Source organism: Massilia sp. ZL223, from assembly GCF_018119395.1.
Classification (GTDB): domain Bacteria; phylum Pseudomonadota; class Gammaproteobacteria; order Burkholderiales; family Burkholderiaceae_D; genus Telluria.
Map to the genome: position 1 here is coordinate 116826 of NZ_JAGPWD010000004.1, position 22534 is coordinate 139359.

The 22534-nt window shown below is 64.5% G+C and carries 20 protein-coding genes; 5 read left to right on the forward strand and 15 right to left on the reverse strand.

The annotated features are described in order from the left end of the window. The first annotated feature begins 111 nt into the window (after positions 1–111). Both KBW95_RS04495 and KBW95_RS04500 read left to right on the forward strand, forming a co-directional pair. Positions 112–591 carry a GNAT family N-acetyltransferase gene (locus KBW95_RS04495; RefSeq protein ID WP_211527595.1) on the forward strand — a complete coding sequence of 160 codons (480 nt, stop codon included), beginning with the start codon at positions 112–114 and terminating at the stop codon, positions 589–591. Positions 592–599: 8 nt separating this feature from the next. After that, positions 600–1340 (forward strand): DUF6624 domain-containing protein, encoded by a 741-nt coding sequence (locus tag KBW95_RS04500; protein WP_211522985.1) that lies wholly within the window; start codon positions 600–602, stop codon positions 1338–1340. Here the strand turns inward: KBW95_RS04500 and KBW95_RS04505 are convergent. The 3 genes from KBW95_RS04505 to KBW95_RS04515 all read right to left on the reverse strand — a co-directional run bounded on the left by KBW95_RS04505 (position 1337) and on the right by KBW95_RS04515 (position 4084). After that, positions 1337–2098, reverse strand: coding sequence for an SDR family oxidoreductase (locus KBW95_RS04505; protein WP_211522986.1), 762 nt, complete (start codon positions 2096–2098; stop codon positions 1337–1339). The two genes, KBW95_RS04500 and KBW95_RS04505, sit on opposite strands and share 4 nt — an antisense overlap. Positions 2099–2377: 279 nt before the next feature. After that, positions 2378–3031, reverse strand: coding sequence for an oxygen-insensitive NAD(P)H nitroreductase (gene nfsB, locus KBW95_RS04510; RefSeq protein WP_211522987.1), 654 nt, complete (start codon positions 3029–3031; stop codon positions 2378–2380). A gap of 45 nt (positions 3032–3076) precedes the next feature. After that, complete coding sequence (locus KBW95_RS04515; RefSeq protein ID WP_211527596.1) at positions 3077–4084, reverse strand: zinc-binding alcohol dehydrogenase family protein; 1008 nt, start codon at positions 4082–4084, stop codon at positions 3077–3079. A gap of 134 nt (positions 4085–4218) precedes the next feature. Here KBW95_RS04515 and KBW95_RS04520 point away from each other — a divergent pair, with 134 nt between their 5' ends. Then, positions 4219–5136: a LysR family transcriptional regulator gene (locus KBW95_RS04520; RefSeq protein ID WP_211527597.1), complete on the forward strand. Its 918-nt coding sequence runs from the start codon at positions 4219–4221 to the stop codon at positions 5134–5136. 1 nt (position 5137) lies between these two features. On the opposite strand, the gene KBW95_RS04525 is transcribed toward KBW95_RS04520, so the two are convergent. After that, positions 5138–5752 (reverse strand): LysE/ArgO family amino acid transporter, encoded by a 615-nt coding sequence (locus tag KBW95_RS04525; protein WP_211527598.1) that lies wholly within the window; start codon positions 5750–5752, stop codon positions 5138–5140. Positions 5753–5846: 94 nt separating this feature from the next. Here KBW95_RS04525 and KBW95_RS04530 point away from each other — a divergent pair, with 94 nt between their 5' ends. Then, positions 5847–6746 carry a LysR family transcriptional regulator ArgP gene (locus KBW95_RS04530; RefSeq protein WP_211522991.1) on the forward strand — a complete coding sequence of 300 codons (900 nt, stop codon included), beginning with the start codon at positions 5847–5849 and terminating at the stop codon, positions 6744–6746. Here KBW95_RS04530 and KBW95_RS04535 read toward each other — a convergent pair. From KBW95_RS04535 to tssE, 7 genes are all read right to left on the reverse strand, one after another. Next, on the reverse strand, positions 6665–7114 hold the full coding sequence (locus tag KBW95_RS04535) for a hypothetical protein (protein ID WP_211522992.1): 450 nt from the start codon (positions 7112–7114) through the stop codon (positions 6665–6667). The two genes, KBW95_RS04530 and KBW95_RS04535, sit on opposite strands and share 82 nt — an antisense overlap. Positions 7115–7309: 195 nt before the next feature. Then, positions 7310–9565: a PhoX family phosphatase gene (locus tag KBW95_RS04540; protein ID WP_373888754.1), complete on the reverse strand. Its 2256-nt coding sequence runs from the start codon at positions 9563–9565 to the stop codon at positions 7310–7312. Positions 9566–9667: 102 nt separating this feature from the next. Continuing rightward, a complete protein-coding gene (locus tag KBW95_RS04545; protein WP_211522994.1) occupies positions 9668–10015 on the reverse strand; it encodes a YnfA family protein in 348 nt (115 codons plus the stop codon). A gap of 50 nt (positions 10016–10065) precedes the next feature. Next, complete coding sequence (locus tag KBW95_RS04550; RefSeq protein ID WP_211522995.1) at positions 10066–10473, reverse strand: DUF2750 domain-containing protein; 408 nt, start codon at positions 10471–10473, stop codon at positions 10066–10068. A 111-nt stretch (positions 10474–10584) separates the two neighbouring features. After that, positions 10585–11676, reverse strand: coding sequence for a type VI secretion system baseplate subunit TssG (gene tssG / locus KBW95_RS04555; RefSeq protein ID WP_211522996.1), 1092 nt, complete (start codon positions 11674–11676; stop codon positions 10585–10587). After that, a complete protein-coding gene (gene tssF / locus KBW95_RS04560) occupies positions 11640–13484 on the reverse strand; it encodes a type VI secretion system baseplate subunit TssF (RefSeq protein WP_211522997.1) in 1845 nt (614 codons plus the stop codon). The genes tssG and tssF overlap by 37 nt, the downstream gene beginning before the upstream one ends. A gap of 3 nt (positions 13485–13487) precedes the next feature. Beyond that, positions 13488–14018 carry a type VI secretion system baseplate subunit TssE gene (gene tssE, locus KBW95_RS04565; protein ID WP_211522998.1) on the reverse strand — a complete coding sequence of 177 codons (531 nt, stop codon included), beginning with the start codon at positions 14016–14018 and terminating at the stop codon, positions 13488–13490. Between the two features lie 140 nt (positions 14019–14158). Here tssE and tssK point away from each other — a divergent pair, with 140 nt between their 5' ends. Further along, positions 14159–15496 (forward strand): type VI secretion system baseplate subunit TssK, encoded by a 1338-nt coding sequence (gene tssK / locus KBW95_RS04570; RefSeq protein WP_211522999.1) that lies wholly within the window; start codon positions 14159–14161, stop codon positions 15494–15496. Positions 15497–15605: 109 nt separating this feature from the next. Here tssK and KBW95_RS04575 read toward each other — a convergent pair whose 3' ends face one another. The 4 genes from KBW95_RS04575 to KBW95_RS04590 are packed head-to-tail and all read right to left on the reverse strand — an operon-like array spanning position 15606 to position 22348. Continuing rightward, on the reverse strand, positions 15606–15860 hold the full coding sequence (locus tag KBW95_RS04575) for a PAAR domain-containing protein (RefSeq protein WP_211523000.1): 255 nt from the start codon (positions 15858–15860) through the stop codon (positions 15606–15608). Positions 15861–15915: 55 nt separating this feature from the next. Further along, positions 15916–17535, reverse strand: a complete 1620-nt coding sequence (locus tag KBW95_RS04580; RefSeq protein ID WP_229429555.1) for a tetratricopeptide repeat protein — start codon at positions 17533–17535, stop codon at positions 15916–15918. A 2-nt stretch (positions 17536–17537) separates the two neighbouring features. Continuing rightward, the gene (locus tag KBW95_RS04585) at positions 17538–19571 is read right to left on the reverse strand and encodes a phospholipase D-like domain-containing protein (RefSeq protein ID WP_211523002.1); all 2034 of its coding nucleotides are present in this window, start codon (positions 19569–19571) and stop codon (positions 17538–17540) included. A gap of 26 nt (positions 19572–19597) precedes the next feature. Beyond that, complete coding sequence (locus tag KBW95_RS04590) at positions 19598–22348, reverse strand: type VI secretion system Vgr family protein (RefSeq protein WP_211527600.1); 2751 nt, start codon at positions 22346–22348, stop codon at positions 19598–19600. Between the last annotated feature and the right edge of the window lie 186 nt (positions 22349–22534).

Consider the following 22534-nt stretch of genomic DNA (forward strand, 5'->3'; position numbering starts at 1 on the left):
TCGTTCGGCAAGCGATGCCGGATTATCGCGCCGCCGTGCTTCGGAAGGGCGCACGCTTTTGCATGCGCATGGCGTGTACACTGCCTGGATAGCCGAAACGGGGAGAACAGCATGCTGATGCAACGCTCGGCAACCGGCGCCGACCTGGCAGCGCTGTGGGAGCTGCGCACCCGCGCGGTGCGCGCCACCTGCGCCTCGCATTATCCGCCCGACGTGATCGAGACCTGGTGTGCCACGCCGCCGCCCGCCGCGCTGCCGCTGCGGGTACGGGCCGGCGGGGCCGTGGTGGCGGAAGAAAACGGACAGGTGATCGGCTACGCCATCCTCAACCAGGACACGGGCGAGGTCGATGCCGCCTTCGTGGAGCCCGCGCACCAGGGCCGCGGCATCGCCCTCCGGCTGATGCGCGAACTGGAAACCATGGCGCGGCTGCGCGGCCTGGCGCGCATGTTCCTGTCCGCATCGCTCAACGCGGTGCCGTTCTACGAGCGCGCGGGCTTTGTCCCGGTGCGCGAAGAGGTCTATCCGCATCGCAGCGGAATCGGGATCCGTTCGGTGTTCATGGAAAAACGCTTGCCGCAGCACGCATAGACCGCCTTATGCAGGATGGCTGGACCGCCGGCAGCGGCCACCCTACACTGGCGGTCCTGCCACCTGATTCGAGCGCCATGCCCCGCCTGCCGACCCCTGCCGCCATCCTGCTTGCCGCCATCCTTCCTTGCCTGCCGGCGCAGGCCGCGTGCGATCGCGTGGCGGCGGACCTGGACAGCATGACGAGCGCCGACCAGGCGCTGCGCAAGCGCATCAACCACCTGGAGGGAAAGACGCCGGCCCAGGAGAAGCTGATGGAGCATATCCGCATCGTCGACCGCGAGAACACGCGGCGCCTGAAGGCCATCGTCGCGCAATGCGGCTGGCCGACCAAGGCGAAATACGGGGAGCAGGCGGCCGGCGCGGCCTGGCTGCTGGCCCAGCACGCCGATCATGACCTGCCCTTCCAGCGGCAGGCGCTGGCGCTGATCGAACAGGCGGCGGCCGACAGCGGGCAGCCGCCGGACCAGCTGTTCGCGCTGTTGTCCGACCGCGTCGCGGTCGCCGAAGGGCGTCCCCAGCGCTACGGCACCCAGCTGATGGCGCCGGCCGGCAAGCCCTGCGCCTACGATTTCCAGCCGATGGACGACCGCGCCAAGGTGGAGGAGCGGCGCAAGGCGATGCGCATGCCGCCGCTCGAGGACTACCGCAGGATCCTGCTGCAGATGCAGCACTGCCCGATCGACGTGGTCACCGGCAGGCCGAACGACGACTACCATTACGCTCCGCCGATCGGGGCCGGCCGTTAAATCACGGGAATCGGGTTCGCGGCAATGTAGGCGTTGAACTCGTTGACCAGCTGGTGCTCGTTCGGACCGGCGTTGTTCCGCATCGGCTGGGCGGATTCGACCACCACTTCTTCCTTGTCTCCCGCCAGCGCGGCCATGGTCTGCTCGATGAAGGCGGCCAGCGGCATGGCGCGCGGGTCGTCGCTCTTGACGATCAGGTCGGTGTTCACCCAGGGCGGGGCGATTTCCTGCAGCCTGACCGAGGTGTCGCGCAGCATGAAGCGCTGCGACAGCGTGTACGAGTGCAGGGCCGCCTTGGTGGCCGAGTAGACGGCGGTCGAGGCCAGCGGCACATAGGCCAGCACCGAGGTGTTGTTGATGATGGTGGCGCGCGGCTGCTGCTTGAGGTGTTCGATCAGGGCGGAACTCATGCGGATCGGGCCGAGCAGGTTGGTCGTGACGGTGGACAGCATGGTGTCTTCGTCGATCGCGCCGGCCGCATCGTCGAAGGGCATGATCCCGGCGTTGTTGACCAGGACGTTCAGCTTGGGGAAATCCCGGGTCAGCTGGGCGGCGACGCGGCGAATGGCGGCCGGATCGGCGATGTCGAGTTCGACGGCGTGCATGCCGGGGTTGGCCTCGACCACCTCGTCCAGCAGCGCCTTGCGGCGGCCCGCGATGATGACGGTGTTGCCCAGCTTGTGGAAGGCTTCGGCCAGGCCGCGGCCGATGCCCGAGGCGCCGCCGGTGATGAGGATGGTGTTGTCGGTAAGTTGCATGCTGTTCTCCGTGTGGGTTGTTGATGTGAACCAGTCTACGGAGGGCAAACATGTCTCGTTGGTCGAATATCCCTCGAATTCGGACATTGTCGCCAGCGTTTGAGCGTCGTTCACGCGAAGGCGGGAACCCAAGTTTCCCTGCGCTGCTAATAACGCCTGAAGTATCGCTACCACTGAGCGACGAACTTAGGTTCCCGCCTGCGCGGGAACGACGATCCAAGGCCGCGTAAACAAAAACGGCGTGCATCGCTGCACGCCGTTGACGACTTCGATCGATGATCAGATGAAGGTAAAGGTCATCTCTTCCGGCAGGCGCGACTTCGGCAGGTGCGCATTGAAGTCGGCCTCGGACGAATACCCGAAGCTCACCAGCACCAGGCTGGCCAGCCCTTTCTCGTTCAGCCCGAACTCCGCGTCGAGGATCTTCTGGTCGAAGCCTTCCATCGGCGTGGCGTCGATGCCGAGGGTGGCCGCGCCCAGCAGGGCGGTGCCCAGCGCCAGGTAGACCTGCTTTTCCAGCCACTGGGCGACGTCCTTGCCGCCGTAGCGATGCTGGTGCACGTAGCCGCGGCGGCCCGCGTCCTGGCCGGCGCGCGCGGCGGCGTCGCGGAAGCGGCCGTCGCGTGCTTCCTGCTCGAGCAGATTGTTCAGGTGCGCTTCATCCATGTCGATGCGCGAGCACAGCACGATCACGTGCGAGGCATCCTGGATCTTTGCCGCGTTGTAGGAATAACCACCCTGCGCCGCCTTGGCGATGCGGGCGCGCCCTTCCGGCGTATTGGCGACGATGAAGTGCCAGGGCTGCGAATTCACCGACGAGGGGCTGTGGCGCAGCAGGCTGTACACCTTCTGCATCACGTCTTCGGGGATGCGGCGCTGCGCGTCGTAGGCTTTGGCGGTATGGCGCTCCTTGGCGGCCGACAGAATATCCATGCGTTGGTCCTTGCTACAAAAAGAAAATGGTAAGCGATCTGGCGATTACGCGTAGGCGAGCACGATTTTCCCGTGCGCCTTGCCGCTTTCGACCAGCGCGTGCGCGCGGCGCATGTTGGCGGCGTTGATGTCGCCGAAATGCTCGCTCAGCGTGGTCCTCAGGCTGCCCTGTTCGACCATCTGGGCCACGCGATTCAGCAGTTCGTGCTGGCGGATCATGTCAGGCGTCTGGAACATCGAGCGCGTGAACATCAGCTCCCAGTGCAGCGAGATCGACTTGCGCTTGAGCGGCATGGCGTCCAGGGTCTCCGGATCGTCGATCAGCGCGAACTGGCCCTGCGGCGCCAGCACCTCGACGATCTCCGCGTAGTGGCGGTCGGTGTGGGTCAGGCTGACGACGATGTCCACCGCCTCGAATCCCAGCGCGGCCAGCTGCGGCTTCATCCGCTTGCTGTGGTCGATCGTATGGTGCGCGCCCAGTTCGCGCACCCATTGCTGCGTGAGCCCGCGCGAGGCAGTGCCGATGACGGTCAGCCCCGTCATGCGCCTCGCCAGCTGGGTCAGGATCGAACCGACTCCGCCGCCCGCGCCGATGATCAGCAGGGACTTGCCTTCGCCGCCGCATTCCGGCACCTTGATGCGGTCGAACAGCAGTTCCCAGGCGGTGATCGAGGTCAGGGGCAGCGCGGCGGCCTGGGCGAAATCGAGATTGGCCGGCTTGCGGCCGACGATGCGCTCGTCCACCACCTGGAACTGGCTGTACGAGCCGGGACGGGTGAGCGAGCCGGCGTAGAACACCTCGTCGCCCGGCGCGAACAGCGTCACCTCGGCGCCAACGGCGCGCACGATGCCGCTCGCATCCCAGCCCAGGACACGCGCTTCGGTGACTGCGGCGCCGCAGCGCACCTTGGTGTCGACCGGATTGACGGCGACGGCGCGCACTTCGACCAGCAAGTCGCTGGGGCCGGCCAGCGGCATGGGAAGATCGGCATCCTGCAAGGCTTTCGGATCCTCGATCGGCAGGCCGTGCTGGGTGTAGACGATGGCTTTCATGGGTGTTCTCCAGTGCGATTGAATGCGATGGAGGCGATTCTAGGGAACGGCCGAGCAGGAAAACACCGGCATGGCAGAATTACACTTTCACTGTCAGCGTGAAAATCAACGCTGCTTTCACCATCAGGAAGAACATGATCCGACTCGACGACCTGGCCTTGTTCGTGCGCTCCGCGGCGCTGGGCAGCTTTTCGCAGGCGGCGCGCGAGGTGAACCTGCTGCCGGGACAGGCCAGCGCGGCCATCCAGCGCCTGGAGCGCGAGCTCGACATCCGCCTGTTCGCGCGCTCGACGCGCAGCCTGCGCCTGACCGAGGAAGGAAAACGCTACCTGCCCTACGCCCAGGACGCGCTGCTGGCGCTGCGCGAAGGCCGGGAAGGCATGCGCGGAGAGGACGCGGCGCTCAGCGGCACCCTGCAGATCGCGGCGCCCTCGGACTTCGGCCGCAACCTGCTGCTGCCCTGGATCTCGGCGTTCCGCAGCCATCACCCCGGGCTGGACATCCAGCTGCTGGTGTCGGACCAGGTGGCGGACATCTTCCGCGATCCGGTCGACATCGCCCTGCGCTACGGCCAGATCGACGACGCCAGCTTCATCGCCCTCCCGGTGGCGCCGGAAAACCGGCGCGTGCTGGTGGCTTCGCCCGCCTATCTCGCACGCCACGGCCGTCCACGCTCGCCGCTCGACCTGGCCACCCATAGCTGCCTGGTGTACCGGCTGCGCGGGCGCAGCTACGACCGCTGGTGCTTCCCGGCGACGGACGAGGTGGTGCAGGTGAGCGGGCCGCTGGTGAGCGACGATGCCGACGTGGTGCGGCGCTGGGCGGTGGCGGGAGAAGGCATCACCTACAAATCCTGGCTCGACGTGCACCAGGACGTGCTGGAAGGGCGCCTGGAGGTGCTGCTGCCGAAGATGCCGGGCGAGCCCACGCCCATGAACCTGGTGTGCCCGCACCGCAAGCAGTTCTCGCCGGCGGTGAAGCTGCTGCACGCGCTGGTGGCGGAGCGCTGCCGCCCCATCACCGCGCAGCTGCTGCGGATGCTCGGGCAGTAATTCAGCCTGCGCGCAGCAGCAGCAGCGCCAGCAGCAGCATCAGGCTGCCGGTGAAGGCTTCGATGCCGCGCCAGACCGCGGGCCGCGACAGCACCGGCGCGCAGCGGCGCGCGCCGAAGCCGAGCGCCGAGAACCACAGCACCGAAGCCGTCATCGCGCCCAGTGCGAAGGACAGGCGCTGGGCGGAGGCGAAGCTGCCGCCCACGGTCCCCAGCAGCACCACGGTATCGAGGTAGACGTGGGGATTGAGCAGGGAGATCGCCAGCACCGTGGCCAGCGCCTTGCCGAGGGTCTGGACGTGCTGCCCGTCCACGCTGAGCGCAGCCCCGCCGCGGGCACTGCTGGAGAAGCAGCGCAGGCCGTACCAGACCAGGAAAGCCGCGCCGCCGTAGCGCGCCACGCCCACCAGCACGGGCGAGGATTCGACCAGCGCACCCAGGCCGGCCATGCCGAGGGCGATCAGGATCACGTCGATGACGATGCAGGTGGCGACCACCGGCAGCACATGCTCGCCGCGTACGCCGGTGCGGATCACGTGCGCGTTCTGCGCGCCGATCGCCATGATCAGGCTGGCGCCGAGGCCCAGCCCCTGTAGAAAAACCTGTTGGGAAAACATGCGGCCTCCGTGGGAAAGCCATCACTATCCCTGTCCGCCGGCCTAGATTCAATTATATTCATGAAATCTAAACCTCCTTAAGCAGAACTGAACCATGAAGCTCGACGCGCGCCGCAGCGCCGCCTTCCTGGCCGCCGTCGATTGCGGCAGCCTGGAGCTGGCGGCCAGCCAGTTGAACATCACGCCCTCGGCGGTCTCGCAGCGCATCTCGGCGCTGGAACAGGACCTGGGCACGCCGCTGCTGGTGCGCAGCCGCCCTTGCCGTCCGACCGGGCCGGGCACGCGGCTGGTGCAGTACCTGCGCCGTTCTACATTGCTGGAATCGGAGTTCCTGGCCGAGATGGGCATGGATCCGGGACCGGTGCGGGTGGCGCTGGCGGTCAACAACGACACCCTGGCGACCTGGCTGCTGCCGGTGCTGGCGCCGGTCCTGCTGGAAGAACAGCTGCTGGTCGAGTTCCTGCTCGACGACCAGGGCCACACCTTCGGGCTGCTGGAACAGGGTCGGGTGGTGGCTTGCGTGACGGGCGAGTCGGCGCCGCTGCACGGCTGCACGGCCAGCGCGCTGGGCGTGATGCGCTACCGGCTGGTGGCCTCGCCGGCCTTCGCACGGCGCTGGTTCCCGGACGGCTTCTCGCGCAGCGCCGCGCTGCATGCGCCGGTGATGGTGTTCGACCGCAAGGACCCGCTTCAATCGAGCTTCCTGCTGCAGCACTTCGGACTGCCGGAGGGCGCCTATCCCTTCCACTACGTGCCGGCCAGCGATCCGTATGTGAATGCGATCCGCGCCGGCCTGGGCTACGGCCTGCTGCCGCTCGAACAGTGCGCGGCGCTGCTGGAGGCGGGCGGGCTGGTCGACCTGACGCCGCACCTGCATGTGGACGTGCCGCTCTACTGGCACGCGTGGCGCATTCAGCCGCCGCGGCTGGAGCGCATGGGGACCGCGCTGGTGAAGGCGGCGCGCGAGGTGCTGCTGCCGATCGGCCACCACTGAACGGCGCCCCACAGCAGTTCGGGGATCAGGAACAGCCAGAGCATGGGGAGCGGGTCCTGGAGCATGGCCCAGGCGAGCCACAGGGAAAAGACCAGGCGGGCGGTGGCGTCGAAGCGGCCCAGTTTCAGACTGGGTGTGATGAGGCGGAAGACGGACCAGGTGAGCACCAGGGTGCCGAGCAGGATCGCGAGCAGGAGGTGGATGGTTTCGAATCCGGGCAGTGGACCGGCGCCGAGCCACTGGTTGAGGTGCGAGAGCTGGGCGTAGAAGTGGGCGAAGGTCCAGGGAGTGGCGAAGGGCGCGATCACGATGATGTCGTAGAGGGCGCTGGCGCGGGTGAGGCGGAGGTAGGTGTGGAGTGGGAGCATTCGGTCATGCTCGCACTGTTGGGCGTTGGGGCTATTGAGGTGTGCTTAGGAACTTGGGTTCCGGCCCGCGCCGGAAGTCGTAGGCGCCAGTGGCGCGTACGACGGCCTTACGGTTGGCCACTAGCGCTCGATCCGTCATCCCGGCGAAGGCCGGGATCCAAGTTTGCTCGCACGTCACCGGAATAAAGAAAGGGCTTAGGTTCCGATCCGCCCACCGTCATTCTTCGTGATGACAATCGTCGCCGAGCGCGGGCGCTTCCCCGCGCCATACCCCGCATTCGCCGGCCACTGGCTGGTGTACTTCGCCGGATCAGCCACGTTCGCCGAGGAGGTGTTCTCGCCCGGATGCTGGATGTTCACGAACAGCGCCTTGCCATCCGGCGTTTCGGCGATGCCGGTGATCTCCGACCCCACCGGCCCCACCAGGAAGCGCTTGAGCGTATCGGCCGTGGCGGCCTTACCGACGAAGGTATCCACATTCAAGGTCGAACCATCGGCGCGCGGATAGCTCAGGGTGACTTTCTTGCCGTCGCCCACCTGCCCCGGCACGCCGGCCAGCATCATGCAGTTGGTGACGTCGGTGTAGGCGCCGTCGTCGGTCTGGAACCAGCAGATGCCGGTGGCGGTGCTGAAAGCCAGGCCGTCCGGGCTGGAGAAGTCCTGATCGGCGGTGAGGCCGGACAGGTTGACCTTGTCGGCGGCGGCAGCCGCTTCGGCGCCGAACAGATACACGTCCCAGGTGAAGCTGGTGGCGGCGGAACCGGCGGCGCCTTCCTTGACGCGCAGGATGTGGCCGTTCGGGTTGCCGTTCTGCGCCGTCGTGCCCTTCATGTCGGTGTAGACGCGCGGGTTGGCGGCGTCGGGTGCGGACTGGCTGGCGCTGCCCGGTTCCACGCGGCGGTTGCTGTTGTTGGTCAGCGCGAAGTAGATCTCGCCGTTGGCCGGATTCACCGAGCACCATTCCGGACGGTCCATCCTGGTCGCGCCGACCGCGTCGCCCGCCAGGCGTACATTGACCAGCACGTCGGCCTGGTCGGCGAACTTGTAGTTGGCGTAGGCGGCGATGGCAGCGTTGGTGATCGACAGTTCGATCCACTGGCCACTGCCGTCGGCGGCGAATTTGGCGACGTACAGCTTGCCGTTGTCCAGGTACTTGTCGCCGGTGGCGATGCGGTCCGCCGCGCTGGCGTCGGCGGCGCTCCAGAGCGTGTTCGACACGTACTTGAAGATGTATTCGTTACGCGAGTCGTCGCCCATGTAGACGGCCAGCGGCTTGCCCGCTTCGACCTTGCCGAAGGCTGCGCTTTCGTGCGCGTAGCGGCCCAGCGCGGTGCGCTTCTTGATGGCGCGGGTCTTGTCGTAGGCGTCCATCTCGACGATATAGCCCATGCCGTTCATCTCGTTGCGGTAGTCGTCGCTGCCGTTGGTCGAAACGCCGGTTTTGCTGATATTCCAGCGCGCGTACTTGTCGTCCGCGCCCCCGGTTTCCCAGCCGTGGCGCGACGCGGCGCCCTGGTCGCGGCCATAGCGCTTGAGCGCGGCCACGCTCTTGTCGGCGCGCGCGGCGTCGTCGGTGGCAGCGCGGGTGAAGTAGCCGGACCAGTTCTCCTCGCCCGACAGGTAGGTGTTCCACGGGGTCTTGCCGGTGCCGCAGTTGTTCAGGGTGCCGCGGATCTTGGTGCCGGTGGGCGAATACTTGGTGGTCACGAGCACATTGCCGCGCACCGGGCCGGAGAGCTCGACCTCGGTCTGCTGGTGCACGCGGCGGTTGAACGCGGACTCCTTCAGGTATTCCCACTTGCCGGCGTTCTTGCGCACTTCGACCACGGACAGGCCGTGCAGGGCCATCTCCTTGTCGACTTCCGCCGCGGGACGCGGCAGGCTCATGGTGCCGCCGTTCGCATGCAGGAAGAAGGACGACAGTTTTTCGTCGGTGGTCGCTTCGTGGTTCATCGCCAGCAGGCCGCGGCTGTTCTCGCTGGTCGAGGGGACGCCAGTGCTCGACAGCGGGAAGAATTCCATGCCGTCGTGGTGGTCGCCGGCGCGGTTTTCCATATCCGTATCGGTACCGTCGTTCTTGTAGGCCGGGGTGGCAGCGGTGAGCGGATCACCCAGTGCGTACAGGACCGAGGCGGTGTAGCCGGCCGGGACCACCACGGCGTCCGCCAGGCTCTTGGACACGGCGGTAAAGCCCAGCAGCTTCTCGGCCGGTGGCGTGGTGCCGGTCGGCGGAGCCGGCGCGGTGACGGTGTCGCTGTCCGAACCGCCGCAGGCGCTCAGGCCCATGGCGCCGAGGAAGGCGGTGGCGGCCGAGGCGGCGCCGCCGCGCAGCAGGCTGCGGCGGCTCAGGCGGGCGTTGAGGACGGTGCTGAAGTGCTCGTTCGACGATGGGTTGGTATCGATATCGTCATGGTCGACAGGGATGCGGGCAAAGTCGGTCGGCTTGTTCACGAAGTGGATCCTGTTCGGTGGTGGTAAAAGTCCGAACATGGTAGAGAGTCAAGATGACCACTTTGTGACGCCTTCGTAACAGATTGATGACACAGTCCGTGTTTACGCAGGACGGTGTCCCAGGCCGATGCAGGCCGCACCCATCAGCGCCAGCCCGACACCCAGGTAATCGGTCCACACCGGCTTGATGCCGTCGACCACGGCCAGCCAGGCCAGGGCGGTGGCGATATAGACCGCGCCATAGCTCGCGTACACCCGGCCGCTGGCCGCCGGATGCAGGGTGAGCAGCCAGACGAAGGCCGCCAGGCTGAGCGCGGCGGGCAGCAGCAGCCATGCCGGGCCTTTGCCGGTGAGCCAGAGCAGGGGAAGGTAGCAGCCGAGCAGCTCGGCGATGGCGGTCAGGAAGAACAGGCCGAGCATGCGGCTGGTTGCGAACAGGTCGAAGGTCATTGGGCAGGATCGTGGACGGCGGAATGCCGCCGTGATCCTATCACCTGCCCTCAGTAACGGCCCAACTCCCGCACCAGGTCGGAACGCAGTTCGGCGATCGTCGGCGTGATGCCCTTGTCGCCGGGCGTGTAGAAGATGCCGGGCAGGACGCGGTCCTGCTCCAGCTGCGGCAGCAGGTCTTCCAGCAATTCCTCGATCGAGAAGGCTTGCGCGTCGTAGCCGTCCCATTCGTATTCGGCGCACAGGCTGGCGTAGTCGCTTGCCGGCCACATCGGAAACACCAGGGTGCCGTCGTCGGTCTTGGCCAGCGCCCAGCCATCCTGGTACAGCCCCCAGACTTCCTGCGCGTCCGCGACGCGCTTGATGAAGTATTCGTAGCGCTCCGGGCCCGGCAGGGTGACGACCGCCGCCAGTTGCTGCGCGCCCAGCTTGATCGCCGAAATAATCCTTTCGCTCATCACCATTCCTGTCGAACCAGGCGACATGCCCGTAAAGTCTCAGCATACGACAACATGGCGGTTCGGCGCAGAATCTAGCGTGCGCGCCCTTGGGAGTGACGCGGGGAAACCCTACAGGACATGCAGGCCGTAGCGCACGTCGCGCCGGTTGGCCGTCTGCGCGCCCTCGACCAGGAAGGCGTCCCAGCCGAGCCGCACCGCCGGCCCCGTCTCGCGCAGGGCCGCGCTGCGCACGTCCAGCGCGCGCAGCTCCAGCTCGATCTCGTAGGCCAGGGACACGCCGGTGAACATCGACAGCAGGCTTTTCAGGGCCCTGGCCGCCATGCCGCCGGGCAGGAAGGCGTCGAAGCGCGCGCGGTCGAGCGGCCCGACCACCAGGCGCAGGCGCAGGTCGCGCTGCCAGACGCGGGCGCCGGCGATCGCGCGCGCCCCGAGCACGGCATTGCCGTCGCCCAGCATGGTCTGCTGGGGCAGCGGCACCGCGTACCAGTCGCCCACGAACTGCTCGACCATGACCGGCTGGCCGAAGTATTCGGACAGCACGCGCCCGATCTGCACGGCGGAAGCGGGACGCTGGCGGATGCTGGAGGCAAAGTAGCCCAGGGTTTCGTCCAGCACCGCGCCGTGTTCCGGGCTGGCCAGGCGCGCGCGCAGCGAGGCGTCGCCGACGCCGGCCAGCGCCAGCAGCAGCGGCAGGAAGGCGTCGCGCCCATCGAGCTGGTACTGCTGCGCCAGGCGGTACTTGCGCCAGGCCGCATAGAACAGGGCCAGCGAGCGGTTCGAGAAGGTGTCGAGGAAGGCGCGCGGTCCCTCGTCCTTGTCTTTATCGGAGGCCTGGTGCTCGGCAAGACGCTCGGTGTAGTGGGCCGGCAGGACGCCATTCCCGCCCAGCAGGCCCATGAAGGCCGGGGTAATGCGGATATGACGCAAGGCGCCGGATTCCAGCGCCGTTGCGAGCGCCGCGGGCTGGGGCTGGATGTCGCGCGGTTCGATCTGGACCGCCTCGAGCTGGCTGGGCGGGAAGCGCAGGGAGGTCGAATTCTGGAAGCGCAGATGGCGCGCGACGAGGTCCTCGCCGGTCCGGCCACGGCGCCGCAGCCAGGTTTCCAGCAGGCGCACGGCCTGGAAGAACTCGAAGCGCCAGGGCTCGCGGCACAGGCGCTCGATTACAGCAGGCTGAGGTCCCCGCTTCGCGGTTCGCATGTGAGCAGCTCCTCTCCGGTTTGGCGCGACACCATCACCAGCCGCGTGAAGCTGTTGGCGTGCACGTACAGCGCAAGAAAGCGCTCGACGATGTGGGCGAAGGCGTGGATGCCGCTGCCGACAAAGGCTTCCTCGTCGATACTCAAACGCACCTCGACGCCGCGCACCAGGCAGTTGAAGGGATTCCCCGCCATCCAGGCGCTGGCCGGCTGGTAGTCGATGGCCGCGACGCCGCCGATCTGGCGCTGCGAGGAGGGTGAGCGTGGCAGGTCGTGCAGCGCCAGCATCTCGCGGAAGGCCTCGACGCCGCCATCGGCCAGCGACAGGTGGTTCAGCGACAACAGCGAGATCAGGCGCCAGTGGGCGTTGCGTCCGCTCGGGAAGCGCCAGGAGGCGGTGGGTTTGCGCAGGAAGGAAATCTCCTTCACGCTCGATCCGCCTTCCAGTAACAGGTCGCCGCCCGGCTGGCCGTAGCTCAAGGCGCTCGGCAGGTCGCGGTTGGTGCAGGTGAGTTCGACGCTGAGCGTGTCGGTCTCCACGGCGGCCGGATCGAAGTCGATGTCGACGATGGACACCTGGGTTTCGAAACCCGGGCTTTTTTCCAGCAGGCTTTCGTCGCGCCGCATCGCCCAGTAGTGGCCATGTTCGCTGGGTGTCTGCGCATGCCGCAGCGAATAGAAAGGGCGGAACTCCACCACCGACTCGCCCTGCGGCGTCTGCCGGATCAGGCGCAGCGCATCGATCGACACCACCTCGTAGGCATAGGCGCGGCGCGCATCGGCCAGCACCGGGTAGCTCGCCGTCGTGTGGGTCAGCTGGATCGGCTCGCCGCGCTGGCGGAACAGGTTGACCACGGGCGTGCAGCCCAGCAGGACGTTGTTGGTCGAGAGCGTGCCCAGCATGCGCGCCAGGTTCGAATCGGCGCGCATGCTCGACAAGGCCAGGTGCAGCGTGACCGCGCGCGCGCCCGGCGGCAGGGCCTTGGCCAGCGCCGCCAGGTCGATGTCGAAGAAGTTGAATTTCTCGGGGAAGCAGAAGTATTCGGTGAGCAGCCGGTAGGCGGTGTGCGAGCGGGCGGGGAAGTCGATCAGGGCCTCGTCGTCCTCGAAGCCGGCCGGCTTGACCGGAATGGAGGGCAGCGCCGCCCAGCGTCCGCTGCCTGGCAGCTCGGCGTAGGCGGCCACGCTGCGCATGAAGAGGGCGTCGCGCAAGGCCGCGCAGAACGAAGCTTCGCCGTCGATGAAGACGCGCAGCGTATCCACTCCCAGCTGGCCCACGCCGCCCTGTTCTGCGGTGGCGGCCAGGGTGAAACTGATGCTGGACGACGCGCCGGCCGGCAGCCGGACCGCATCGGGGGCGTCGATGATGGCGGAGAAGCTTGCGCGCGTGAGCGCCAGCGGCGCCACCGCCACCGGATACACGGTGCGGAAGGTACAGGCCACGCCGCGCACGGGGCGGGTGGTGAGCTGGGTGCCGCGCGCGATCGTGCTGGCCGCGGTCTGCTGCTTGGCCGCGGCGGCGACATCCAGGCGCGCGATCGAGCAGGATGGAAAAGGACGCAGGTAGTGCGGATACAGCACCTCGAACAGCGCCTCGGTGAATTCCGGGTAGTCGTCGTCGAGGCGCTTGGCGATGCGCGCGTTGAGCAGGGCGAAGGATTCGATCATGCGCTCGGTGTGCGGGTCCTCGCACACCTCGCCGCTGATCAGGAGGCGTCCGGCGATCTTGGGATAGCGCTCGGCGAAGTCGCGCAGGTTGCGGCGCAGGTAACCCAATTCGCTCTCGTAATAGGGCAGCAGCTGTTCCACGCTTCAGGCTCCCCTCGCCGTCGCTGCGGCCTGCTGCGGCTTGGCGCGCCCCGGCCTCCTGATGCTGTACTGGAGGGTGGAAGGCTGCAGCACGGCGTCGAAGTTGACCGGTTCCTGCGACACGCTCACCGCCAGCACGGCCGTGATCGAGAAGCTGAGGCGGTTGACCGACTCTTCGCGCACCTCCAGCAGGGCCTTCACGTCGCGCAGGCGCGGTTCGTGGCAGGCGATGGTCTTCTCGATGCAGCTGCAGATATAGGCGCGGTCGGAAGGACTGGACAGCGAACGGTCCGCAAAGTCGGTGAGGCCGTAGCTGACCATCGACTGGCTACATTCCGGGAAGTCTTTGAGCGCGTCCTCGTCGAGGATGGAGCGGGTGTTGAGCAGCGCCTCGAGGTCGCGCGCGACCATGTCCTTCAAGTCCTCGGCGGACAAGCGTGGATGGGCGCTGCCGTTTGCGTTGCCGCCATGGGCCGCGCCACGCAGCGGCACGCCCAGCAAGCGGTCGAATAGTCCCGGCGTAAAACCATTCATCGTGCCTCCAGAAAAGAAATCGCATGGTGCCACGTTGGCTGTCGCAAATATTTGATCAAATTCACATAGGCATCTATCACGCGTTGCTATTGTTTCCGAGCAAAGTTCCGCCAACCGCAAGACGTGAGGAAAGCCAGCACATGACGAGCAAAGTTCTCTGGGGCGAAGGCCTGCTGTTGCGCCCACAGCATTTCCAGCGGCAGGACCAGTACCATGAGCACTGCCTGCACAAGGGCATCCGGGCCGTGCATCCGTATGCGTGGGGGGTGGACAAGCTGGAAGTCGACCGCGACGCCCTGGGCAGCAGCGTGCTGCGCATCCTCGAGCTGTCGCTGCGCTTCCAGGACGGCCAGCTGGTCGAAGCGCCGGGGCCCGACGCGCTGCCCGACACCGTGGACCTGAGCCAGCTGGAGGCCGCCCAGAGCGTCACCTATTACGCCGCCGTGCCAGGGCTCAAGCCCTTCACCGGCAACTTCGTCCAGCCCGGCCAGACCGACAACACCGCGCGTTTCAGGCAAGTAAACGAAGAGACGCCGGACCTGTACACGCAAGCCTCGCCGGTGCAGCTGGCCTACCTGAAAACCACGGTGCGCCTGGTCTCGGAGTTCGAGCCGCGCGACGCCTACGTGCACTTTCCGCTGCTGCGCCTGCGCCGCGCCGCCACCGGCGGCTTCGAGCTCGATATGGGCTTCGTGCCGCCGGCCTTGTCCATCGGCGCCTCGCCGGTGCTGTTCCTGCAATTGCGCCGCCTGCTCGATGCGCTGCAGGCCAAGGTCGGTGCGCTGTACGGCCACCAGCGCGAACCGAGCCGCAACGTGGTCGAATTCCGCTCGGGCGACATGTCCTCGTTCTGGCTGCTGCACACGGCCAGCTCCGCGTATGCGGCGCTGACCCACCACTTCCACCATCCGGCCCTGCATCCCGAGCGCCTGTTCGCGCAGCTGCTGGACGTGGCGGGCGGCCTGATGACGTTTTCGAAAAGCTGGACCCTGGGCGATTTGCCCTCCTACCAGCATGCCGATCCAGGGCCGGCCTTCGCCAAGCTGACCACCATCATCCGCGAGCTGCTGGACACGGTGATCTCGTCGAAGTACTTCGCCATCGCGCTGAACGAGACGCGGCCCTGCTACCACCTGGGCATGCTCGACTCGGGCAAGATCGACGAGGACACCACCTTCTATGTCGCCGTCTCGGCCGATATCCCGGCGCTGGAGCTGGTGGACGTGGTGCCGGTGCGCTTCAAGGTCGGCGCGCCGGACGATGTGGAAAAGTGCGTGCTGTCCGCCCTGCCTGGCGTGCGGCTGCAGCATGCGCCCCAGGTGCCGGCGGCGATTCCCGTGCGGCCGGACACCTGCTACTTCGTGCTGGAGTCGAAAGGGGCGATGGCCGAGCGCATGCTCAAGGCGCAGTCGATCTCGATCTACGTCCCGGCGGGCATGAAGGAGCTGAAGCTGGAATTGCTGGCGGTCGTGGCCTGAAGCGCGGATATGATCTCATCCACTCCCGCCGAACAAGCGAATGTCGGCGGGAGAACGAGGTCGTCAACGCCGCGCTACGAAATCATGGCTTACCTATGTTATCCACTTGTCAGATCGACGAAATCAATTTCGCACCACAAGCAGTGAGATCGTTATCGTAGGCATAGGGCCGGCCCTTGTGTTTAGCTCCAGCACCGTCCGGCCTGATGGCAAACTTCCCTTTGCATTTGGGGCACAGTGTCATGTCGTCTTCAAGTGCAGCCTCCATGCCCATCACGACAGTACCTGAGGACACCGAAATAACCTGACCACCGTGGTCCGTTTTGTCATTCATGCGAATTACGCCACGCCCCTCATGCTTCATATAGCCTCCTGACACAGATTGATGAGTTAACCGCTGACGAGCAAAATTTCCTGCACTATTTGTCGTTTTCCGTACCTGCCTCCAAAAGATGCCACTTCAACTCCGTACTCTCCAGCGGAAGCATCCAGTCGCGCTTCGGGTCAGGGAAGGCTTGCCCCGCCGTTATCCAGCGCTGCCGCCAAGCTTGGTTGACTTCTTGTTCAAGTGGATGACCCGGCGTGATCCACGGCTGCCACGTCCCCGTGACCGGACAACGCTTGTTACCCGTACATTCCATAGGAGGCGCCAGGCGTGGAACTGGCCGCGATAACCTGAGCGCTGTGCGCGGCGCAACTGCGCCACCGTCGTTGCGTACGGTGAGAACACGTTGCCAGACGATACCGGCGATGGTCTTCGAGCCCATTCCGTCCGGGAAGCGCAGCTGCTCGAACGCTTCGCCCTTTACGTAGAGACCGGGTCCGATGCCAGTCAAGAAAGTACGCACTTCGGCCGCTTCCTGCGGCGCTGTCGGTTGCCAATAGCCTGCAACAGGCGCTTGGAGCGCGGTGGTTGTTTCATTGATGGGCCGGAACACATAGGCGCTGTCGAGGAAATAACGGCCCTTTCTTAATGAAGCTTCGGTAGATGCCGGAGTATCTGGCGCAGGCACGACGGCCATGGCTGCCGCGAGCAGGCTTTCGCGCTTGCCATCCCAAGGTGGCAAGGATGCCGGAGGGAGGGGCAGAATCTTGTCGAGGTTTGGGAAGCGGCGGTCTGGATTGAATCCGAGTGCGTCGCGGAGCATGGCGTAACGCTGCGCGCGCGCCTTGTCGATGAAGGGCACGAACATGTTTGCCAAGTCGTCCGGGTGGTCGAACTCGTACCACAAATAGATCGCGCAGAACTGACATCCCCCCTTTACGCCTTCGTGGAGGGCGCGCATTACGCGCTCGCGGGTTGCCGGCGTTTCGCTGCCGGTTGGCATGCCGTCCGCCCCCCTAGGCAGTTCATACATCGGTTTCATCTCCACCGCGGCCGGGCCGTAACCTTGGGCGAGCGCGCATTCGAACATCTTGATCGCGATCGGGATGTTGCCCCAGTAGCCGGGCTTGAGGTTGTCTCCGCCTGCATCCATTTTCTCCCCGAGGAAGGCCATCGATTGCGGATTGCCCATCTGGGCCGCCTTCTGGAAAAAGGCATACGCGCGGTCGGGATCGCCACGCACGCCGGTACCGTTGAGGTAATAGGTACCCATCCTGTCGTAGGCAGCCGGAATACCCAGCTCGATGGCTTGCGACACCAGTGCCACCGCCTCACTTTCGCCATGCGGTGGATCGCGGCCTTCGACGTACAGGCTGGCCAGGTTTAGCATCGCCTTCCAGTGATGCCGTTCGGCGGCCTGGCGGGTCAACTGAACGATTTTCTTGTACTCGCGGTCTTCATAGAATGTCGTACGATCTTCTAACGCTCGCGCTTCGAGGAACCAGTCGTCTGCCTGGGCGTCGATGGGCGGCACCTTGCTGGCTTCAGTCTGGCACTCGAAGGAAGCAATGTGCGGATCGAAAGGCGGCAGTTCTTGCATGTATCCGGGGAGCTTCTTCTTGTCCATGTCGCAGGCCGTTAGAAAAATAAGCGTGATCAGGAAAATTGCCAGATGACGGCAACGCAACGGGGAAACAGCGGCAGAGGTGACCATGATCAACCGAAGCGCATGGTCGAGCTTCGGCTATCGTCCAGTGGGACGATGAAGCCTTCCATCTGCTTCTTCTTCGGACTAGTTGGCGGCGCCTTTTGTCGATTCTTGTTTTCGTTCATCAGCGTTATCCAATTAAAGAATGTTTCCTTAATTTCCTGCTGCGTTGCGTTTCTTCCGTTATTTCTTTCGGTCGCGAGCTGCGTCCAAATTCGTTTTCGCAGTTCAGTCGCATGGCGCGGGTCGTTTGTGGCAAGGTTGATCTCGCTGTCTACCGCCATGCTGCGCTGGTTCAGGTTGGCGCTGCCGAGCGTAAAAAATCCGTCGTCGATCAGCAGCAACTTGGAATGGATGTAGATTTCGCGGTAGCGCCACTGGCGCCTAGCCTGGTTGAACTCGCAGGCATTGAGCACGGCCACGCACACCTGCAGGCCATAGATCTCTTCGAGGATGAGTCTGGAAGGCTTGTCGATCCTGTTTGCTGTCGAAACCACGTCTGGCAAGGTTTCCTCTGTCGCCCGCATACCGTTCACGCCCCTGAATGCGTACTGCCTGGCGGCTGCCGCATCGCGCCTGGCCTGTTCATTCGCCTCTTCAATCATCTTGACCTGTCCGGTCATGCCGTCCTGCTGGCCCAGCGTCGCCAGCGTATCGAAGGTACGCGGAACCATCTGCGCCTTTTCAGGCGCTGGAATGACAACGAAGACGTACATCATCGGCAGGTCTTCCTTGGTTTTTCCAATCTTCGAGCAGTTGCGGTTCCAGCCGGCGATCACCTTTTTGCGGATCGCCAGCAGATGCTCGGCCCAGTCCTGATACTGGAAATACTGGTTTTCCATGTACAGGTAGCCCGTCCCCGCAGCTGCGACGCGGGTCGCGTTGAAGTAAATGTCCTTGATTGTGAAGTCGTCCTCCTCTGGCTGCGTCCTGACGATCTGCACCGTCGAGTCGCCGGGGGCGGCCTTACGCAGGAGAGCGGAGGGTGGCGTGGTACACACGTACGGCTTTGCGGGGGTAGCGCCACCTGCACGCTCCCAGGCCCGCTCGAAATTCTCATGGACGGCTATGAGCGCCCGGCCGCCCTCGATGCGGCAGGCATAGTCGCGGTAGGGTTTCAAGGTGTCAAAATCGAAGAGGTCCTTGACGCCCTCCGCGCGCTCCTGCTTTGTCTTGGCGCCGCCTTGTTCACGCAAGGGATTCTCGACGCAATGCTCCGGGGTATCCCAGTAGTCGGTGAGGGAGTTCAGGCCCATGACGTAAGCCACCGCCTTCTTGCCGTCGTCGTAGGCAAAGTCGATCAGGATCGGCTTCTGATGATGGGTGCCGCCTAGGGTGAACAGCTTGCGTTCTACGGCGTCGGGCTGTCTCGCTTCATGGTCAAGCGACTCGCCGATGCTGCCGGAATCGCCATCGCGTGTGCGAATGCTGATGCCCTGCAGCCGTCCTGCGAACGCCGCCTTGTACCAACTGCAGCAATACTCCTCCCTGGCCATTGCCGCCAATTTGTCGCCGGGAATATTCCATTCCTTTTTATGGCGGTTTTCCCGGGCATGTTCGCGTATCAGCTGCAGGCTTCGAGCCGCGTTGAGTTGCTGGACTGCGATATCACCAGTCTGGATGGTCCAGGGATTCTTTCCGTGAGTATGACCCGGCATGTGCTTTTGCACCTTGCCGCCGCTGTAGCTATACCAAACCAGCAGGCGTACCCGCACGCCGCGCCTTCCCGCTGCAATTAAAAGATCGCCATAGGTCTCGGCACGAGGCCAGTTGTAACCGTTACGCACCAATTCCATGCCCGGATCGAAACCCCAGCACACCAGGTCAATGCTTCCCTTCGCAGCTGCGATGTCCCTGGCGATGGCCGCGAAACCATCTTTCCCGCAGATATGCACACTGAGCTTGTTGTTGTGAGTAATGGGATGGGTTGCGTTTCCCTTTTTGTTCTTGTCTTCCACAAACCATTGAATGGTGGATGTCGCCTTACAACTGACCTCGTCGATATGGACCTGTTCGGTTCGCAGATATTTTTCAGAGCTCATGATGTTCCCTGTTCTCTTCGCAGCTGTCAGGAATAGGTACGGCCTTCCAGCGATCCGTCCAGTGCGCGTGCCCCCTCATTCGAAAGAAGCTGCTCGCGGTGCAAGGCTTTGTCCGTAGGATCAAACTTCTCCCAAGCTTTCAGGTCGAACTTATCGCCGTTCGCCAGCTCGACCGTGTATTCCTGGGTGCCGCTCGCATGCTCGATGGCGATACGCCCAAGATCGTCGGTGATGCCCTCGTCGACCTGGCTGCCGTTCTTGTAGAGTGCGTAAGGGACGTTCGCGAACGCGCGTCCATTTCCAGCATGCGTTTGCAGCATGAAGAGCAACTGCTTCTGACCTTCCGGCGGCTTCGGCTCCGTAATCGTGATCTTGTGCTCCACCGATGGCTGCGGCCGGTTCTGGGGCGCGAGGGTCTCGAGGTTGCCGTGAAATAGCGCCGGCTTGGGCGCGAAGACCTGCATGCGGTCGGTGATTTCGACCATGGCCCCGGGGCCGTGCAGCCGCACCCCTTTCTTCCCTCTGATGTCGACCCAGTCGGATTGGCTGATCAAGGACAGGACCTTATGGGCGATAAGCTGGATATCGTCGTCATGCGCCTGCACCGTGATCTTGCCGGACGCCGCAATCAGCTTCATGCCCGCCTTGTGGACGAACAGACGGAAGGTCTGCTTGACGCTCGCAAACAGGCTGTCGCCCGTTGCTATCGAGAGGCTGCGTCCGGCAGTGAGCGCCGTATGCTCGGCGCTGGCGATGTGAGTCGACTGCGCCGAGCTCGTCTCGATTCCTGCTGGACTGGCCAGGATGAGGTGGGGTTGGGAAAGTTCGGGGAATTGTTCGCCGGCGCCGCGTACCTCTTCATTCTGTGCCTTCAACACGTCCACGACGTCGTGTTGCTGCCCGCCTTCCTGGGCCAGGCCCTGCAACGCGGCCGTGGCTTGATCGTCGTGCAGCTTGTGTGCGGCATCCAGTCGCTTTGCCGTTTCCCCCATATCCTTGATCGGCCCGCGGGCGCCCTGTCGCGCTTCGGTCGTGATCAGGAGCCCTTTGGCGGCACGCGCCACGCCGTGCCCATCGGTACGCAGCTCCCAGCCTTCGCCACGCGCATCCTTGCGGCCGGCGGTGTCCTCGATGCGCGTGATGTGGCCGAGCGACAGCTGGCTGCACTGGTGGTCGCTTTTGAGCTGCACCTGGATCTGTTCTTTCGTATCGTCCAGGACGAGATGGTTGCCGCGCCTGCCGCCGCCCAGCTCCCGGCTGCGTAGGCCAGCCAGCGACTGCTGCTGTGGCAGTGACCACGGCGGCATGTGGGCCTGGTTGTAGAGCGCGCCAAGGATCAGGGGATGGTCGATGTTCCCATTGGGATAGACAACGGCCACTTCCTCACCCACGCGTGGCAGGCGGATCTGCCCGAATTCGTCGCCGGCGGCCGGGCTCAATACCCTGATCCATGGCGAGCTGTACTCGTCGTACTTGCCCAGCCGGTCCCAGTGGAACTGCAGCTTGACGCGACCGTAGCCATCCGTGTGGATGTCGGCGCCGGCCGGGCCGACGACGATTGCCGTGTGCAATCCCGTATAGATCACAGGCTCGCTGTTGTAGTGCAGGCCAGGACGCCACCGGATATCCTTGCGGATGCAGGTGAAGCGGTTCTTGTAGTGCGACGGTACGCTCGGGCCGACCTGGTAATTATTGGATATCTCATGGTCGGCGGACAAGATCAAGTAGAAGCGGTCCTTGATACTGCCACGCGATTCGCGGTCGTATTTCCCTGAGCGCGACTCGGCGCTGAAGTGGCCGCCGAGCTTGAAGGTGCGGCCGGGCAGTACACATCGCTCATTGCCCGCTGCCTCGAAATACCGAGTGTCCTTGTCTGCTTCGTCCATGCGCCGCGCCGCCAACTGTCCACCATCGCCGTACAGGCGAAAACCATAGGCGCCAAGATCTTCGTGGATCTCGTAAGCAGGGGAGTCGCCTTGCCGGTTCATGGAAAGCGCGTCGACGTGTTGGACTCTAGGATTCTTGTAGTCGAAGCTCGTGAGGGTGGTCTGGCCCGAGCCGAGACGCCGGATTGCGGCCCACTCATGGATGCCGTCGTCCTCGCGCGAGCCGCTCTGATCGTGGAACGAGATCACGTACGCTTCCTCGCCGATCGGCTCAGCCAGCAAGCTGTTGTCCGAAATGATGAGCTTGTGGCGGCCGAATTCGTGCTCGTACCAATAGTGCAGTCCAAGCGCTTCCCAGCGCCGGTGCAGGTGGTTATAGTCGGTCTCGTTGTACTGGTTGGCAACGGTGAGCTGCGGATCTTCGCCAGTCAGGCGCATGTCCCAGTCGGCTTGGCGGTAGTGCTTGAGGGTTCCTTCGGTAATCTCGCGCACGGTCTTGTTATGGAACGAGACGCAGTCTTTGCGCAGCCGGGCGAACGCGAGCCAGGGTTCGAACACCATCTGGTAAAAGGCGAAGCCACCGTCGCTGCGCAGGAAACGGAATTCGGTGATATAGCCGTTGAAGTAGCGTAACGATCCATCCTCCCGCACCAGGGAAATGGTCGCCATTTTTCCAATGACGGTTTTTAGCGGAATGCGTGGATCGTCGGACAATAACTCAGCCACACCCCGGAAGCAGCGGGAAATCGCCTCATGAAAAACCAGCTTGTTCGGCAAGAGAATCGCGGGCGGGCCATCCTCGCAAGGAAAGTCCATTCGCATGAGCCGCTTGTGCTGGGATGCATCGCTGAACGCCGAGAGCGCAGCTGAGACTTCCTGACGTTCGCCCATTGTTTGCCTCCGGTTGGCCGCTGGCGTGGCCGTAGTCGCAAAGAAAAAGTTAGCGGCTACCTTACCCTGATGCTGTCAATATGAAACTGAACAGGATCAACATTGGACTCGACATTGCGAAAGACTTAAGGCGGGGTCTCGGCGAAGCTCGCCGAGCTGCTTGCTCTCTTGCTTGGATTGCCACAT

What these genes read in the sequence shown, in the direction of transcription:
- KBW95_RS04495 (WP_211527595.1), top strand. Translation starts at nt 112, where the DNA reads ATGCTGATGCAACGCTCGGCAACCGGCGCCGACCTGGCAGCGCTGTGG.
- KBW95_RS04500 (WP_211522985.1), top strand. Translation starts at nt 600, where the DNA reads ATGCAGGATGGCTGGACCGCCGGCAGCGGCCACCCTACACTGGCGGTC.
- KBW95_RS04505 (WP_211522986.1), bottom strand. Translation starts at nt 2,098, where the DNA reads ATGCAACTTACCGACAACACCATCCTCATCACCGGCGGCGCCTCGGGC.
- nfsB (WP_211522987.1), bottom strand. Translation starts at nt 3,031, where the DNA reads ATGGATATTCTGTCGGCCGCCAAGGAGCGCCATACCGCCAAAGCCTAC.
- KBW95_RS04515 (WP_211527596.1), bottom strand. Translation starts at nt 4,084, where the DNA reads ATGAAAGCCATCGTCTACACCCAGCACGGCCTGCCGATCGAGGATCCG.
- KBW95_RS04520 (WP_211527597.1), top strand. Translation starts at nt 4,219, where the DNA reads ATGATCCGACTCGACGACCTGGCCTTGTTCGTGCGCTCCGCGGCGCTG.
- KBW95_RS04525 (WP_211527598.1), bottom strand. Translation starts at nt 5,752, where the DNA reads ATGTTTTCCCAACAGGTTTTTCTACAGGGGCTGGGCCTCGGCGCCAGC.
- KBW95_RS04530 (WP_211522991.1), top strand. Translation starts at nt 5,847, where the DNA reads ATGAAGCTCGACGCGCGCCGCAGCGCCGCCTTCCTGGCCGCCGTCGAT.
- KBW95_RS04535 (WP_211522992.1), bottom strand. Translation starts at nt 7,114, where the DNA reads ATGCTCCCACTCCACACCTACCTCCGCCTCACCCGCGCCAGCGCCCTC.
- KBW95_RS04545 (WP_211522994.1), bottom strand. Translation starts at nt 10,015, where the DNA reads ATGACCTTCGACCTGTTCGCAACCAGCCGCATGCTCGGCCTGTTCTTC.
- KBW95_RS04550 (WP_211522995.1), bottom strand. Translation starts at nt 10,473, where the DNA reads ATGAGCGAAAGGATTATTTCGGCGATCAAGCTGGGCGCGCAGCAACTG.
- tssG (WP_211522996.1), bottom strand. Translation starts at nt 11,676, where the DNA reads ATGCGAACCGCGAAGCGGGGACCTCAGCCTGCTGTAATCGAGCGCCTG.
- tssE (WP_211522998.1), bottom strand. Translation starts at nt 14,018, where the DNA reads ATGAATGGTTTTACGCCGGGACTATTCGACCGCTTGCTGGGCGTGCCG.
- tssK (WP_211522999.1), top strand. Translation starts at nt 14,159, where the DNA reads ATGACGAGCAAAGTTCTCTGGGGCGAAGGCCTGCTGTTGCGCCCACAG.
- KBW95_RS04575 (WP_211523000.1), bottom strand. Translation starts at nt 15,860, where the DNA reads ATGAAGCATGAGGGGCGTGGCGTAATTCGCATGAATGACAAAACGGAC.
- KBW95_RS04580 (WP_229429555.1), bottom strand. Translation starts at nt 17,535, where the DNA reads ATGGTCACCTCTGCCGCTGTTTCCCCGTTGCGTTGCCGTCATCTGGCA.
- KBW95_RS04585 (WP_211523002.1), bottom strand. Translation starts at nt 19,571, where the DNA reads ATGAGCTCTGAAAAATATCTGCGAACCGAACAGGTCCATATCGACGAG.
- KBW95_RS04590 (WP_211527600.1), bottom strand. Translation starts at nt 22,348, where the DNA reads ATGGGCGAACGTCAGGAAGTCTCAGCTGCGCTCTCGGCGTTCAGCGAT.